16 protein-coding genes are annotated in these 13,417 nt (G+C 71.6%); 9 read left to right on the top strand and 7 right to left on the bottom strand.

Going from position 1 to position 13,417, the window contains the following annotated elements; all coding sequences use genetic code 11:
• Positions 1–12: 12 nt before the first annotated feature.
• Both ACICHK_RS02025 and ACICHK_RS02020 read right to left on the bottom strand, forming a co-directional pair.
• The gene (locus tag ACICHK_RS02025; protein ID WP_406841141.1) at positions 13–579 is read right to left on the bottom strand and encodes an HD domain-containing protein; all 567 of its coding nucleotides are present in this window, start codon (positions 577–579) and stop codon (positions 13–15) included.
• 205 nt (positions 580–784) lie between these two features.
• The gene (locus ACICHK_RS02020) at positions 785–1,630 is read right to left on the bottom strand and encodes an oxidoreductase (RefSeq protein ID WP_151467745.1); all 846 of its coding nucleotides are present in this window, start codon (positions 1,628–1,630) and stop codon (positions 785–787) included.
• Positions 1,631–1,738: 108 nt separating this feature from the next.
• Between ACICHK_RS02020 and ACICHK_RS02015 the strand changes: the two genes are divergently transcribed.
• The 3 genes from ACICHK_RS02015 to ACICHK_RS02005 all read left to right on the top strand — a co-directional run bounded on the left by ACICHK_RS02015 (position 1,739) and on the right by ACICHK_RS02005 (position 4,383).
• Positions 1,739–2,653 (top strand): LysR family transcriptional regulator, encoded by a 915-nt coding sequence (locus ACICHK_RS02015; protein WP_406835301.1) that lies wholly within the window; start codon positions 1,739–1,741, stop codon positions 2,651–2,653.
• A 145-nt stretch (positions 2,654–2,798) separates the two neighbouring features.
• Entirely contained in the window at positions 2,799–3,785 is a 987-nt protein-coding gene (locus tag ACICHK_RS02010; RefSeq protein ID WP_406835300.1) for an NAD-dependent epimerase/dehydratase family protein, read from the top strand.
• A 109-nt stretch (positions 3,786–3,894) separates the two neighbouring features.
• On the top strand, positions 3,895–4,383 hold the full coding sequence (locus ACICHK_RS02005; protein ID WP_406835299.1) for a carboxymuconolactone decarboxylase family protein: 489 nt from the start codon (positions 3,895–3,897) through the stop codon (positions 4,381–4,383).
• 21 nt (positions 4,384–4,404) lie between these two features.
• Here the strand turns inward: ACICHK_RS02005 and ACICHK_RS02000 are convergent, their stop codons facing one another.
• Positions 4,405–5,520 carry a serine hydrolase domain-containing protein gene (locus tag ACICHK_RS02000; RefSeq protein ID WP_406835298.1) on the bottom strand — a complete coding sequence of 372 codons (1,116 nt, stop codon included), beginning with the start codon at positions 5,518–5,520 and terminating at the stop codon, positions 4,405–4,407.
• A gap of 114 nt (positions 5,521–5,634) precedes the next feature.
• Between ACICHK_RS02000 and ACICHK_RS01995 the strand changes: the two genes are divergently transcribed.
• Entirely contained in the window at positions 5,635–6,516 is an 882-nt protein-coding gene (locus ACICHK_RS01995) for a GyrI-like domain-containing protein (RefSeq protein ID WP_406835297.1), read from the top strand.
• 99 nt (positions 6,517–6,615) lie between these two features.
• On the opposite strand, the gene ACICHK_RS01990 is transcribed toward ACICHK_RS01995, so the two are convergent.
• Positions 6,616–7,089 carry a MarR family winged helix-turn-helix transcriptional regulator gene (locus ACICHK_RS01990; RefSeq protein WP_406835296.1) on the bottom strand — a complete coding sequence of 158 codons (474 nt, stop codon included), beginning with the start codon at positions 7,087–7,089 and terminating at the stop codon, positions 6,616–6,618.
• Between the two features lie 63 nt (positions 7,090–7,152).
• On the opposite strand from ACICHK_RS01990, the gene ACICHK_RS01985 reads away from it, so the two are divergent.
• On the top strand, positions 7,153–8,019 hold the full coding sequence (locus ACICHK_RS01985) for an alpha/beta fold hydrolase (protein ID WP_406835295.1): 867 nt from the start codon (positions 7,153–7,155) through the stop codon (positions 8,017–8,019).
• Here the strand turns inward: ACICHK_RS01985 and ACICHK_RS01980 are convergent.
• Positions 7,974–8,558, bottom strand: a complete 585-nt coding sequence (locus ACICHK_RS01980; protein WP_406835293.1) for a hypothetical protein — start codon at positions 8,556–8,558, stop codon at positions 7,974–7,976. The genes ACICHK_RS01985 and ACICHK_RS01980 overlap by 46 nt on opposite strands.
• Before the next feature lie 440 nt (positions 8,559–8,998).
• Between ACICHK_RS01980 and ACICHK_RS01975 the strand changes: the two genes are divergently transcribed.
• From ACICHK_RS01975 to ACICHK_RS01960, 4 genes are all read left to right on the top strand, one after another.
• On the top strand, positions 8,999–9,736 hold the full coding sequence (locus tag ACICHK_RS01975) for a hypothetical protein (protein WP_406835292.1): 738 nt from the start codon (positions 8,999–9,001) through the stop codon (positions 9,734–9,736).
• A 75-nt stretch (positions 9,737–9,811) separates the two neighbouring features.
• Positions 9,812–10,174: an ArsR/SmtB family transcription factor gene (locus tag ACICHK_RS01970; RefSeq protein WP_406835291.1), complete on the top strand. Its 363-nt coding sequence runs from the start codon at positions 9,812–9,814 to the stop codon at positions 10,172–10,174.
• Positions 10,158–10,694: an SRPBCC family protein gene (locus ACICHK_RS01965; protein WP_406835289.1), complete on the top strand. Its 537-nt coding sequence runs from the start codon at positions 10,158–10,160 to the stop codon at positions 10,692–10,694. Before ACICHK_RS01970 ends, ACICHK_RS01965 begins: the two co-directional genes overlap by 17 nt.
• Entirely contained in the window at positions 10,694–11,359 is a 666-nt protein-coding gene (locus ACICHK_RS01960) for a dihydrofolate reductase family protein (protein WP_406835288.1), read from the top strand. Before ACICHK_RS01965 ends, ACICHK_RS01960 begins: the two co-directional genes overlap by 1 nt.
• A gap of 92 nt (positions 11,360–11,451) precedes the next feature.
• Here ACICHK_RS01960 and ACICHK_RS01955 read toward each other — a convergent pair whose 3' ends face one another.
• Positions 11,452–12,720 carry an MFS transporter gene (locus ACICHK_RS01955; protein WP_406835286.1) on the bottom strand — a complete coding sequence of 423 codons (1,269 nt, stop codon included), beginning with the start codon at positions 12,718–12,720 and terminating at the stop codon, positions 11,452–11,454.
• Complete coding sequence (locus tag ACICHK_RS01950) at positions 12,717–13,292, bottom strand: ArsR/SmtB family transcription factor (RefSeq protein ID WP_406835285.1); 576 nt, start codon at positions 13,290–13,292, stop codon at positions 12,717–12,719. The genes ACICHK_RS01955 and ACICHK_RS01950 overlap by 4 nt, the downstream gene beginning before the upstream one ends.
• Positions 13,293–13,417: the final 125 nt, after the last annotated feature.

Here is a 13,417-nt window from a genome sequence, read left to right as displayed (position 1 = left end):
GGCCCCGAGCCCTCAGCCGTGGACCGGGAAGGACGCCTGGAACGCCAGGCGCTCGTCCGCCGCGTCGCCGATGTCGGCGAGAACCCCGTCGAGCGCGATGAACTCCTCCCATGCCGCCCGGCCGGTCGCTTCGGCCAGCCGAGCCACGACGAGATCCTCCAGGTCGGGAACGCGCTTGTTCTTCCAGATCTTGTCGGCGAGGCCCACCAAAAGGTCTTCCACGTCGACGGGCGACTCCGCCCACGACGCGTGCGTGGCGGCAAAGCGAGCCAGCCTCGGGCTGACGCCGTGGCCGAGCAGAAGCGTCTGCCCGGCCTCCTCGTGCGCGGCCCCGGGACCCGAGAGCTCGGAGAGGTGCACCGTCTTGCCCACGTCGTGCGTGGCCGCTCCGAAGAGCACGGCCTCGCGATCGAAGACCACCGCGGGGTGGGTCCGCTCCATCCAGTCGACCAGTTGGTGCGCGACGTCATGGACGGCCCGCAGGTGGGCCGCCAGCCGCGGCGGACTGCCCAGCTCCGACAGAAGATCCGCGACACGGTCGGGCAGCGGGAGCAGGGGTGGGCTGACGATGCCGCTCATGGCTCTCGACAAGAGGGTGTTGTTGGCCGTCACCGCGTCAGGGTACTGACAGCGCTCTCTTCTTGTGTCCCTGGAAGGGGCTCCCGGTGGACGGACATGACCTTGCCCGGCCGGGGCCGGCCCGGTCGTCGTGATCCCGGTGGCGTGGTCGGCGCCGGACCCGGGAGGAACGGGTTCCGCCCGGGTCCCACCCCACGCCGGATCGTCACTGCGTGTCGAACTCCGTGCCCCGGGAGACCTTCTCCCACGCGGCGAGTTCGGCCCGCACCGAATCCAGGTGACCGACCAGGAAGTCCACCGCGTCGCCGCCGAGGGCGAGCCTCAGCGGGGTGTTCTCGGCCTCCAGCGCCTGCCGGATCGCCGCCGCGGCCTTCGCCGGGTCCCCGGGCTGCGTGCCGGAACCGTCCCGCACCATCTTCCGGGTCGCGCCGACCTTCTCCGCGTACGCCGGGTGCTCCTCGGAGAAGTAGGCCGCGCCCTTGCCGAACAGGTTGGTGCGGAAGGCACCGGGCTCCACGATCAGCACCTTGATGCCGAACGGGGCCACCTCGTCGGCCAGGCCCTCGGACAGCTGCTCCAGCGCCGCCTTGGTCGCGCTGTACGCGGAGAATCCGGCGAAGGACAACTGCCCGCCGAAACTGCTCATGTTCACGATCGATCCGCTGCCCCGCTCCCGCATCTGCGGCAGCAGCGCCCGGGTCAGACGAGCCGGGCCGAACACGTGCACCTCGAACAGGTCCCGCAGTTCGTCGTCGGTGGTCTCCTCGAACGCCCCGATCTGCGTGCGCCCGGCGTTGTTCACCAGCACGTCGACCCGGCCGTAGCGAGCCAGGACGTCGGCGGCCACCGCGTCGATCCGCCCGCCGTCGGTGACGTCGAGACCGATCGCCTCCACCCGGTCGGGGTACGCGGCGACCAGGTCGGCCAGCGCCTCGGTCCGTCGGGCCGTACCGATCACCGTGTCCCCGGCGGCGACCGCGGCCTCGGCGATGGCCCGCCCGAAGCCGCTGCTCGCGCCCGTGACCAGCCAGACCTTGCCGTTCTCGGTCATCTCTTCGTCTCCCTCGTCGACTGCCGTCCGGGACATCCCCGCCGACAGCACCGATCCTCGGCCGGGATCCAGGACCGTGTCCAAGACCTGTTGTGATAGCCATGCGTTATGGACGTCCACGGGCGCGATCTGCGCTACTTCGTCACGATCGCCGAGGAATTAAGCTTCACACGGGCCGCCGAGCGGCTGTTCGTCTCCCAGCCCGCGCTCAGCAAACAGATACGGATGCTGGAGAAACAGCTCGGCGCGTGTCTGTTCCGCCGGGACCGGAGGGCGGTGCGGCTGACGGCGACGGGGGAGGCCCTGCTGCCGCACGCCCGCGAGACGCTGGCCGCCTGGCGGGCCGCCGAGGCGGCGGTGGAGGAGGCGAAGGCCGCCGAACGGCACACCTTGGTGATCGGCATGTCCACCAGCCCGGGCCGCGGGCTGCTGCCCGCCCTGCGGACCCGGCTGGTCTCCCTGTACCCGGACGCACGGCCGGTCCTGCGGCAGGTCAACTGGGCCGACCCCAGTGCCGGACTGGCGGACGGGTCCAGCGATGTCGCGTTCGTCTGGCTGCCGCTCCCGGACGGCGAACGCTACCGGTACGCGATCGTGGCCCAGGAACCGCGCGTCGTGGCGCTTCCGCACGGTCACCCCCTGGCGGCGCGGGCCGCGGCCGACCGCGAGGGCGCGGTGGACTTCACCGATCTCCTCGACGAGCCGTTCCTCGCCCTCCCTCCGGAGGCCGGTCCACTGCGGGACCACTGGCTGGCCCTGGACTCCCGTGGTGATCGCGCGCCACGGATAGGCGGGGTGGTGGCCAGCGCCGAGGAGACCCACGAGGCGGTCGCCAACGGACAGGGAGTGGCACTGCTGGCGACCGGCAACGCCCCGCTGGTCGTCCGGGACGAGGTGATCGCCGTGCCGGTCCGCGGCATCTCCCCGGCCCGTCTGGCGGTGGCCGCGCGCCAGGACGACGAGCGGCCCGCGGTGCGGGCCTACCTGGCCGCGGCGGAAAAAGTGGGAGCCGGCACCTCCTGATCGCGTGTTCGGCGCTGTCGCCGGGCCGGCTCGCCCATGAGCACGGCGACCCCCGTGCGGACGGAGGAGCCGTCCCCGGGCGTGTCCGATCTGCCGTCGGCAGATCGGCCTGGGCGTTCGGCCCCGGGAGTGCTTGGGTGGCGGGATGGAGATCTTGGTTCTGGGCGGTACGGCCTGGGTGGGCCGGGAGTTGTCACGGCGGGCGGTCGAACGCGGTCACCGGGTGACGTGCCTGGCCCGCGGTGAGAGCGGGGACGTCGCGGACGGCGCGAGGCTGGTGGCCGCCGACCGGCGCGATCCCTCGGCGTACGGGCCCCTGCTCGACCGGGAATGGGATGCGGTCGTCGAGGTGTCCTGGCAGCCCGCCTTCGTTCGTGGAGCGGTCGACGCACTGGGTGACAGGGCCGGGCACTGGGTCTACGTCTCCTCCGTCAGCGCCTACGCCCACCATGCCTCGCCGGGCGCGGACGAGTCCGCGGCCCTCCTCGCCCCGACGGACCGGAGCGAGGTCGACCGCGCGTCGTACGGGGAGGCCAAGGTCGCCTGCGAGCAGGCGACGGCGAACGTCGTGGGCGACCGCCTCCTCGTCGCCCGCGCCGGTCTCATCGGAGGCCCGGGCGATCACAGCGGACGCTCCGGCTACTGGGTGGCCCGTGCCGCGCGCGATCGGCAGGGGCCGATGCTGGTTCCCGACGCACCGGACGCGCCGACCCAGACGGTCGACGTACGGGACCTCACCACCTGGCTGCTCGACGCCGCGGAGGCGGGGAGCACCGGGACCTACGACGCCGTCGGCCCGGTCGTCCCGTTCCGGGAGTGGATCGAGCTGTCCCGCGCCGTCGGCGGACACACCGCTCCGGTGGTCACCGCCGACTCGGCGTGGCTGCTGGCGAACGGCGTGAGCGAGTTCATGGGCCCCGAGTCCCTGCCGATGTGGGTGGCCGAACCGGGCTGGGAAGGCTTCTCGGCCCGGAGCGGGTCCGCGGCGAGTGCCGCGGGGCTGCGCCACCGGTCCCGATCGGAACTGCTGGCCGACACGCTGCGCTGGGAGCGCGAGCAGGGCCTCGACCGGGCGAGGCGTGCCGGCCTCAGCGCCCGGCGCGAGCGCGAGCTGCTCGACGCCCTCGGCTGACGGCCCCGGCCCCGGCCGAGAACATTTCCCGGGTCCCTGTCACATTCCGGTGCGCTGGTCCGTCAGTGAGGTGAAGACGCTGAGCAGATGGATGTGAAGGAGTGCGCTCATGACGAACACCTCGATCTCCCGGATGCCGAACCCGGGCGAGTTCGTGCCCGAGCTGAAGGACATCAGCGCGGCCCTGTTCCGGGCGACGGGCAACCGTTCGGTGCCGCGGACCACGATGAGCCTGGTCCACCTGCGGGCCGGGCAGATCGTCGGCAACACGTATCTGACGGTCCTGAACACCGGTTTCCTGCGCAAGGCGGGGGAGTCGGAGGAGCGCATCACGGCGGTGTCCTCCTGGCAGGACGCCCCGTGCTTCACCGATGCCGAGCGTGCCGCCCTGGCCCTGGTGGAGGCCACCCTGCAGCCCGCTCCGTACGGCAGGGAGCGTGTCACGGACGAGCTGTACGCGGAGGTGGCCAGGCACTACGACCAGAAGGCCCTGGCCACCCTGACCATCGCGATCGGCCAGATCGGCTTCTTCATCGCCCTGGCGGTCATCGGCAAGCCCCAGCCGGTCACCTCCCTCGCCGACGAGCAGTGGAACTGACCCGATCCCCTCGTCGCGCTGTCAGCGCAGGCCGCTGTAGGCGGCCGTCACGATCTCCATGCCGCGGTCGTCCTCCTGCCGCTCCCGGTCGATCATCTGGTTCATGACGTAGGCCACCGTCATGCGTGAACCGGGATCGCTCACGACCAGTGAGCCGCCCCAGCCACCCCAGCCGAAGGCGTCGCCGAACCTGGCGAAGCCCGCCGTCCAGCACATCGGTGTCCCCAGTACGCGGTCGTCGCCGCGGAACACCTCCTGCCACGCGGGCCCGCAGCCCTCGGGGGACAGCAGCCGCACGCCGCCGGCCGAACCCCGGTTCGCCAGTACCGACTGGACGAGGGCGACGGAGCGAGCGTTGCCGAAACCGTTCACCGCAGGGATCTGCGCGCGGCGCCAGGCGACGGAGTTGACGTCCTTGACCCGGATCGTGACACCGGTGTTCTTCCGGCGTGTGCCGTCCGGCCCCGGCGGTGCGTCGGCGGCGTATTCGTCGGTCAGCGACGGTGGCGGGACGAGCGGTGCGACGCGGTGGTCATGACCGGTGGGGAGTCCGATGTGGAAATCCGCGCCCAGCGGTCCGGCCACCTCCTCGGCGAAGAACTCACCGAGGCTGCGGCCGGTGACGCGGCGGACGATCTCACCCACGAGGAAGCCGAAGGTGAGCGCGTGATAGCCGGCGGCCGTTCCCGGCTCCCATTCGGGTGCCCGCGCGGCCAGTCCCGCCGTCACGCCCTCCCAGTCGTGGAGCTCCTCGACCGTCGTCGGCCCGGGCAGGTCCGGAAGCCCCGCGGTGTGCGACAGCACGTGCCGCACCAGCACGTCCTCCTTGCCTGCCGCGGCGAACTCGGGCCAGTAGGCGGCGACCGGCGCGGACAGGTCGAGCTCGCCCCGGTCGGCCAGGACCAGCGCGCACAGGGCGGTCATGTTCTTGGTCGTCGAGTTCACGGCGGTGAGGGTGTCGCGTTCCCAGTCGACGGAGCGGTCCGCGTCGGCGTACCCGCCCCAGACGTCGGCCACCGGCTCGCCGTCGACGTAGACGGCCGCCGAGGCGCCCACGTCGTCCTTGTCGAGCAGGACCGCGAGTGCCTCACGGACCGCGGCGAACCGGGGATCGCAATACCCCTTGATGTCGGTCATGGTGTAAGCCTCGGTCGAGGCCAGGACTTTCCGCCCGACAATTCCCGTACCGGTTCTGTCGGGCGGGGCGCGATCGGATTTCCTCTACTCGGGCGCAAGGAAGGGCGGACACGCGTGCTGGAGCGGCTGAACGAGGCGCTGGACCACCTGGAAGCCTGCCTCGACCGGGAGGTCGACATGGCCGAGGTGGCCCGGATCGCCGCGGTGTCGGAGTACCACTTCCGGCGGCTGTTCTCCGCGCTCGCCGGGATGCCGCTCCCGCTCTACGTGCGGCGCCGGCGGATGACGCTCGCCGGGGCCGAGGTGCTGGCCGGGGAACTGACGCTGCTCGACGTCGCGGTGAGGTACGGGTACGGCTCGGGTGAGGCGTTCGCCCGGGCGTTCCGGTCGGTGCACGGCATCGGGCCGGCCGAGGCCCGGCGCACGGGCGCGGTGCTCACGGCACAGCCGCGCATGTCCTTCCGCGTCGTCGTCGAAGGCAGTACGGCCATGCGGTACCGGATCGTGGAGAAGGAGCCGTTCCGGGTCCTCGGCAGGAAGGCCCGGGTCCCCCTCGTGCACGAGGGGGTCAACGCGGCCGCCGCGGCGCACTTGGGGAGTCTGGACGCGCAGGCGATCGTACGGATGAAGGCACTGGCCCACCGGGAGCCCGCGGGGGTCCTGTCGGCGGTGGTGTACCTGACCGACAGCCGGGAGGAGGGCGCCGAGGCGGACTACTGGATCGGTGTGGTGACCGGTCCGGAGACGGCCGCCGAAGAGCTCGACGCCCTCGACGTGCCGGCCGGGACCTGGGCGGTCTTCGACAACCACGGGCCCTATCCGAGTGCCCTCCAGGAGCTGTGGCGGGACGTGTTCACGCAGTGGTTCCCCTCGAACCTGTACGTGAGCCGGCCGGGTCCGGAGCTGCTGCGGACGCGGCCGGTGGAGGTCGGTGCGGAGACCGACTCCCAGCTGTGGATCCCGGTCGAGCGGGGCGGCGGGAGCGCCGGGGCGTGAATACCGGGGGCCGGTGACGGAGTTCGGAAGGGGGCAAGTCGTACAGGCCCTTGACCGCCCGGATCCTCTTTCCGTCGCGCACCAGGGCGACGGGACCTGTCAATTGCGTGGCCGCTGATCCTGGGGTTCCTCGCCCGGAGTGCCGATGCGGCGCAACAGGCCGAGCAGCGTGGCGCGTTCGCTTTCGTCCAGCGGGCCGAAGGACGCGGCGAGGACATCGCGGGTGACGGCGCGCCCCGCCGTCAGGACGCGCTCGCCGGCCTCCGTCAGGTGGTGCTCGATACGCCGGCCGCGACCGGGCCGGCGCTCGACGAGGTGCTGGGCCGCGAGCCGGGAGGCCAGGGTGCCGAAGGACTGGTCGCCCTGGAAGGTCGCGACCGCCAGCTCGTGCGCGGACGCTCCGGGCGTACGGGCGATCGCCCGCAGCGCGTCCCACTGCGCCAGTGTCGTGCCGACCGCCGCGAGACGGGTGTCGAGCGCGCGGTGGTGCCGGTACTGCGCTTCCTTCACGGCGCGCCCCAGCTCTTCGAGGTCGGCGGGAGCGGAGGGCGGGTCCTCATGGTTCGCGGTCATGGCCGCATCCTAATCCAGAATCTAAGGTTGCGTATATACGTATGCGTATATAGCGTGGGGCGCATGACCGACACCGAGATGCGTACCCGTACCGTCCACCCGCGCCCCGACCTCCCCCTCACCCTCACCGAGACCGGGCCCGCCGACGGTCGCCTCGCGCTCGTCCTGCACGGAGGCGGCGGGCCCGCCACCGTCCAGGGCATCGCCGCGCACCTGGCCGATCGGCACGGCATGCGGGGCGTCGTCCCCACACACCCGGGCTGGAACGGGACCGAACGCCCCGACTGGCTCACCGGCGTCGACGACCTGGCGATCACCTATCTGCACTGGCTCAGGGACGAGGGCCACCGTGACGTCCTCGTCGTGGGCTCCTCGATCGGCGGCTGGACCGCGGCCGAGATGGCCTTTCGTGACGACGGCGCGGCGATCGGCTCACTGGTACTGGTCAACGCGGTGGGCGTGGCCGTCCCGGGAGAACCGGTCCGCGAGATCTTCGGGATGCGGCCGGACGAGATCGCCGCGTACTCGTTCCACGATCCGGCCCGTTTCGCCGTGGACCCGGCCACCCTCACCGAGGAGCGGATCGCGCTCCAGCAGGCCAACATGGCCCATGCGCGTCTTCTGGCCGGTGATCCGTACATGCACGACCCGAAGCTCCTGGGCCGGCTCGGCCGGGTGCGGATCCCGGCCCTCGTGCTGTGGGGCGAGAGCGACCGCATCGTCACGCCCGCGTACGGGCGGGCCTACGCGGAGGCTTTCGCGCGAGGGCGGTTCGAGCCGATCGCGGAGGCCGGCCATCTGCCGCACATCGAGCGCCCCGAAGCGACGTTCGCCGCGCTGGACGCGTACGTCGACGCCCGCGCCGATGCCGGGAACGCTCCCGCTCAGGGCCCGGGAATCCACTCCGTGGGAGGGGGTGTGCGGCTGTAGTGGGCCCCTCCGGTGCCGTAGCGGGCGAGGTGGAGGGTCTCACCGTCGATCCGGATCTCGGCCAGCGGAGGGTTGGGGACGAAGATCCGGGGGTGGGCATAGGGGTGGCCCTCGATGAAGAGGGGCTCCCGGAAGTGGTTCCGGGCATCCGCCCACTCCTGGGCCCGCTCGCGGGTCCACGGGTTCTGCAGGGTCCGCGGGGCGGCCGGATCGTGGTCGTATCCGTTGAGGCCGCGTACCAGGGCTTCGCTGTAGACGCCCTTGACCCGGAAGTTCTCCAGGTCGTCCATGCGCACCACCATGTTGACGTACCGGCGACCGTTGCCCCGGTGCCGGCCCACCGCGTGCCGGCGACCATGGCCGGGATCCCAGCGGACGGGCGGGAGCCAGAGCAGGGCACCCGCGCGGAAGTGCTTCGTGCCGTGCTGGATGCCGAGGCCGCTCTCGCCGCGCACGGTCTCTCGCGCCACGTTGGCCACCAGGCACCAGCCCGGCAGCCCGTCCGGCGTCTCTCCTCCGGCGGGTTCCGTGTCTGTCACACCGAGAATCCTGAGGTACGGGACGGGGCACGAGCCAGCGCTTGTCGGCTGGGCCGGGAGGTGGTTCCGCGCGGTCGTCGGAGGCCGGTCTCGGTGGGGGTGCGGTCCATCCGGGCCCGTGGCGGCACGAGTCGGCCGTCAGGACTCGCCGGAACACCGCGTGCGGCACGGATTCGTCCCCGGCCTCCAGCAGCCGGGCCGGCCGGCCCGGTGGCAAGTTCCGCCGGCGGCCGGGAACTTCAGGGGCTCGGGACGGACCACGTGGCCATCGGCCCTGGGACGACCGAAACCGGGACCGTTCGGAGCGCCGGTCGATAGGGTCCCCGCGTGCGTTGATCCTCCGGGCGGCGGCCGAGTGCCGCCGCGGACGGTGCGGGCGACCCCGGTGACCGGGGGACGCCCTGCTGCCATGCCCACCACCCCACACCGGAGATCGCGCAATGACCGCTCGAAAGCCCATGACCTTCGACGCGTTCGTCGACCTCGCCGCGGCGGACCCTGCTGTCGTAGGCCTTGTCCTCAAGGGCTCCCGGGCCCATGAGGGCATGACCACCGAACACTCCGACCACGATCTGTACGTCGTGCTGGCCGATGGTGCCACGACGGACCTCACCCGGTTCGCCGGACACCGCACCCCGGAGCTCGACCTCGTCGTCCTCTCCCTGGACGAATTCCGTGCCGCGGGCATGCCCGGCTTCGAGCGGTACGCCCTCGCCCGCGCACGAGTCGTGCTCGACCGGCTCGACGGAACCATCACGCGGATCCTGGCCGACAAGGCACGGCTGGACGCCGGTGAAGCCTTCCGGGAGGCGGACGAATGGCTCGACGCCTACGCCAACTCCCTCTACCGGTCGGTCAAGAACACCCGCGACGGACATGCCCTCGCCGCCCGGCTCGACGCCGCGGACAGTGTCCGGTTCCTGCTGGAGTCGCTCTTCGCCCTGGACCGTCGTCCCCGCCCTTACAACAAGTATCTGGAGTGGGAGCTCGCCCGGTTCCCGCTCCCCGGCTGGGACACCGGGCGGCTGCTCGATGCGGTGGGCCTCGTCTCGGCCACGGGCGACGTGTCCACGCAGCGCCGCCTCTTCGCCCGGGTCGAGACAGTGGCCCGGCGGGCCGGGCACGGAGCGGTCCTGGACGCATGGGGTTCGGACCTGCGCCTGATGCGACCGCGGTAGAACGCGATGGCCTGCCGGTCCGAGGGGGAGGGCCGCCACCATTGACGCATTCCGATATAGGAATATGATGGTGCCATGGCACGAGCGGCGACGACCTCCGACGCGTTCAACGCGATCGCCGAGCCGCAGCGCCGGGAGATCCTGATGCTGCTGCGGGGCGGCGAACGGTCCGTGACCGAACTGGCGCGGGACCTGGGGATGAGCCAGCCGCAGGCGTCCAAGCACCTGCGGGTGCTCCGCGAGGTCGGGCTGGTGCGGGTCCGTGAGGCGGGCAAGCAGCGTCTGTACGGCCTGGACGCCCGCGGGCTGCGGCCGATCCACGAATGGGTGGGCGGCTTCGAACGGTTCTGGAACGAGACCTTCGACCGGCTGGACGAGTACGTGAGAGATCTGAAGCAGGCGAGACAGGAGGAGCCACCCGATGACGACGACCAGTAGCGGCGGCGGGCCCGAGCGCACGGCCGCGGACCGCGAGATCGTGATCTCCCGGGCCATCGACGCCCCACGGGAGCTGGTGTTCGAGGCGTTCACGCAGGTCCGGCACCTGTCGCGGTGGTGGGGGCCGGAGGGGTTCACCACCACGACGCGGTCCTTCGAGTTCCGCGCGGGCGGGGTCTGGGACTTCGTGCTGCACGGGCCGGACGGGACCGACTACCAGGAATGGATCACCTGGACCGAGATCGTCCCGCCGGAGCGGATCGCGCTGGTGCACGGCGAGTCCCGCGACGACCCCGACGCCTTCGAGTCGGTCCTGACCTTCGAGCCGGCCGGCGAGGAGACCCGGATCGTGATGCGCACGGTGTTCCCCACCAAGGAACTGCGCGACCAGGCGGTGGAGAAGTACCACGCGATCGAGGGCGGCGAGCAGACGCTGTCCAACCTGGCGGCCTACGTCGCCGAACTCGTCCGGAACGGGACCGCGCGGAACGGGACCGCACCGAAGGGAGCGGAGGGCTGATGGCCGGGAAAGTGTTCTTCAGCGTGACGATGTCGCTCGACGGCTTCATGGCGCCGGAGGCCGTGCCCGTCGAGGACGTCTTCTCTCCCGAGGGCCGGGACGACCCGAGGGTCCGGCGCTGGATGACGAAGTGGTCGGAGCTGCAGGCGTGGCTGTTCCCGCAGCGGTGGTTCCGGGAGAACCTCAAGCTCGGCGAGGGCGGCGAGGAAGGACTCGACAACGACGTCGCCCGGGCGACGTACGAGCGCACCGGCGCGAGCGTCATGGGCAAGCGCATGTTCGACGCCGGCGAACTGGCGTGGCCGGAGGAAGCGCCTTTCCACACCCCGGTGTTCGTCGTCACCCACACCGAGCGCGACCCGTGGGAGCGGCCCGGCGGCACGACCTTCCACTTCGTCAACGACGGCATCTCCAGCGCACTGGACCAGGCCCGCGAGGCCGCCGGTGACCGCGACGTCCGCATCGCGGGCGGCGCCGAGACGATCCAGGAGTACCTGGACGGGGGCCTGATCGACGAGTTCTCGATCACCCTCGCGCCCGTGCTGTTCGGCACCGGCATCCGCCTGTTCGACCGCGTGGACCCGGACCGCCTCGCCCTCGACCAGACCCGCACGGACGCGTCGTCCCGGGTGACCCACCTGACCTACGCCGTCAAGAAGCGGTAGCCGACGCACCACGCCGGCCGGGGCGGCCCGGGTGCTCGAGACGCCGGTCGCCCACCGCTCGAACGTCGAACCCCGTGGTCGAGACCTTCCTCTCAAGGGGTCGTCCGGTCGGCGTCCGTCCCGAGCGGAAGCCGCGGGGCATGACGGACGGCCGGGCTGGCGGTGGCGGCCACCGCGACGACGAGCATCACCGCGGCCAGTACCCATATGGAGCCGACCGGTCCGAGAGCGGTGAGCAGATAGCCGGCGCCGAGGGAGGCGATGGGCATGACTCCCCAGGCCAGGGTCATGGCCGCGCTGGTGACCCGTCCCAGCAGCTCGTTGGGGACCAGGACCGTCGTATGGCTGATGATCACGACGTTCCACAGCGGTCCGACGAACGCGCAGGCGGCGCCGACGGCTCCGATCAGCAGAGGGTTCGAGGCGAGAGCGAACAGGGGCAGGAGCGCGGCCCAGATCCAGTTGACTCCGACGATGACGGTCCTGGGCGCGAACCGGTGATGGAACGTGCCTGCCGCGAGCGCTCCGATCAGACCGCCACCGCTGTAGACGCCGAGCATCGTACCGATGGTGGTGGAAGTGGCGCCGTGGTGCTGGGCGAGGACGACGAGGATCAGGACGAGCGCCTGGAAGACCAGGTTGCCGGCGGCGATCAGGAAGACGGCGGCGCGGATGAGGGGGTGGCGCCAGACCCACCGCAGGCCTTCGGCCGTCGCCCGCCACAGCGGTTCCGCCGGTGTCGCCGTCCGGTCCTGCAGATCGCTCCGGATGAACAGCAGGCCGACGGAGGCGATGACATAGGAGAGGGCGTCGGCCAGGAACGGCACGGCGCGACCGATGCCGAAGAGCATGCCGCCCAGGGGAGGGCCGGCCAGAGCCGCACCACGACTCCTGGCTTCGTTGTGGGCTGTCGCGGTGGGCAGCAGCGCCGCGGGGACGATCCTGGGAAGGGCCGCGCGCTCGGCCAGCCCGAAGAAGACGAAGCACAGTCCCTGCACGAAGGCGACCACGGCGAGGTGCGCGACGGTGACTCTGCCCAGCCATATGGCGACAGCGACGGTGGAGAGTGCCAGGCCCGCGCAGAGTTCACTGGTCAGCAGGATCCTGCGGCGGTCCCACCGGTCGACCAGAGCTCCGGCGGGCAGGTGGGCGACGAGGTAGGGAAGTGTGCCGGCGGCACCCACGATCCCGGCGTCGGAGGGCGACCCGGTGGTCGCGAGCACGAGCAGCGGCATCGCCGTCCCGCTGGTCTGGGCGCCCAGGGTCGAGACGGCCTGACCGCCCCACAGGGTGAAGAAGTCGCGGTTGCGCCATAACGAAGGCTGTCGGGCGGCGTTCCCCTGCGCGGTCGGGGCGGTCACGACGCGTCTCCGTGCTCAGGGGTGGGGAACGCGTGGAACACCACGGAGATGTGCCGGCTGCCGGGGGAGGCCTGCTCCGGGGCGCGGCTCCAGCGGGAGAGGAAGGCGATGTACTCCTCGCCGAACCGGGTCAACTCCTCGGCGGTGAGCGTGGTGCCGCCGAAGGAGTGCATGGCCGCGGCCGTGAAATCGCCGAATGCCTGCCGGTCGGAAAGGTAGGCGGTCAGATCGCGGTCGGCGCTCGCCAGCCACTGGCGGCCGAGCTCGTCCGCGGCGGCAGCGGTCTCGGGATCCGTCGGGTGGCGCGGCAGCCGCATGTCCTGCGGCACGGCACGCCAGTACTTGCGGCGCCCGGACGAACGCTCCGTGTCCTCCGTGACGAACCCGAACCGGGCCAGTTGCCGCAGGTGATAGCTGGTGGCGCCGCGATCCTCGTCGAACTCGGCCGCCAGGTCGGCGGATGTGGCCGGTCCGTGCCGCCGGAGCCTGGCCAGGAGCTCCTGACGCAGTGGATGGGCGAGGGCCTTGAGCGCGTTGATGTCGGACAGCACGCGTGGTTGGTGATCGGACATGATGAGAAGATATCTATGCAAAGAAATCTTCTCAATGACTTCGCGGAGACGGGAAGCGCCTCACCGTTGTGAACCGGGCCCACCGGAGGGGTGGTTGCCGGGTGGGGCGGACCAAGTCCGGCCGA

The organism is Streptomyces sp. AHU1 (assembly GCF_045343905.1).
GTDB classification, from domain to species: Bacteria; Actinomycetota; Actinomycetes; order Streptomycetales; family Streptomycetaceae; genus Streptomyces; species Streptomyces triticiradicis.
Note: the sequence above shows the minus strand (reverse complement) of the source record. Positions and strands in the feature narration are given on the sequence as shown.

Excerpts from the sequence above, each read along its gene's own strand:
- ACICHK_RS02025 (WP_406841141.1), bottom strand. The coding sequence starts at position 579 with ATGAGCGGCATCGTCAGCCCACCCCTGCTCCCGCTGCCCGACCGTGTC.
- ACICHK_RS02020 (WP_151467745.1), bottom strand. The coding sequence starts at position 1,630 with ATGACCGAGAACGGCAAGGTCTGGCTGGTCACGGGCGCGAGCAGCGGC.
- ACICHK_RS02015 (WP_406835301.1), top strand. The coding sequence starts at position 1,739 with ATGGACGTCCACGGGCGCGATCTGCGCTACTTCGTCACGATCGCCGAG.
- ACICHK_RS02010 (WP_406835300.1), top strand. The coding sequence starts at position 2,799 with ATGGAGATCTTGGTTCTGGGCGGTACGGCCTGGGTGGGCCGGGAGTTG.
- ACICHK_RS02005 (WP_406835299.1), top strand. The coding sequence starts at position 3,895 with ATGACGAACACCTCGATCTCCCGGATGCCGAACCCGGGCGAGTTCGTG.
- ACICHK_RS02000 (WP_406835298.1), bottom strand. The coding sequence starts at position 5,520 with ATGACCGACATCAAGGGGTATTGCGATCCCCGGTTCGCCGCGGTCCGT.
- ACICHK_RS01990 (WP_406835296.1), bottom strand. The coding sequence starts at position 7,089 with ATGACCGCGAACCATGAGGACCCGCCCTCCGCTCCCGCCGACCTCGAA.
- ACICHK_RS01985 (WP_406835295.1), top strand. The coding sequence starts at position 7,153 with ATGACCGACACCGAGATGCGTACCCGTACCGTCCACCCGCGCCCCGAC.
- ACICHK_RS01975 (WP_406835292.1), top strand. The coding sequence starts at position 8,999 with ATGACCGCTCGAAAGCCCATGACCTTCGACGCGTTCGTCGACCTCGCC.
- ACICHK_RS01970 (WP_406835291.1), top strand. The coding sequence starts at position 9,812 with ATGGCACGAGCGGCGACGACCTCCGACGCGTTCAACGCGATCGCCGAG.
- ACICHK_RS01965 (WP_406835289.1), top strand. The coding sequence starts at position 10,158 with ATGACGACGACCAGTAGCGGCGGCGGGCCCGAGCGCACGGCCGCGGAC.
- ACICHK_RS01960 (WP_406835288.1), top strand. The coding sequence starts at position 10,694 with ATGGCCGGGAAAGTGTTCTTCAGCGTGACGATGTCGCTCGACGGCTTC.
- ACICHK_RS01950 (WP_406835285.1), bottom strand. The coding sequence starts at position 13,292 with ATGTCCGATCACCAACCACGCGTGCTGTCCGACATCAACGCGCTCAAG.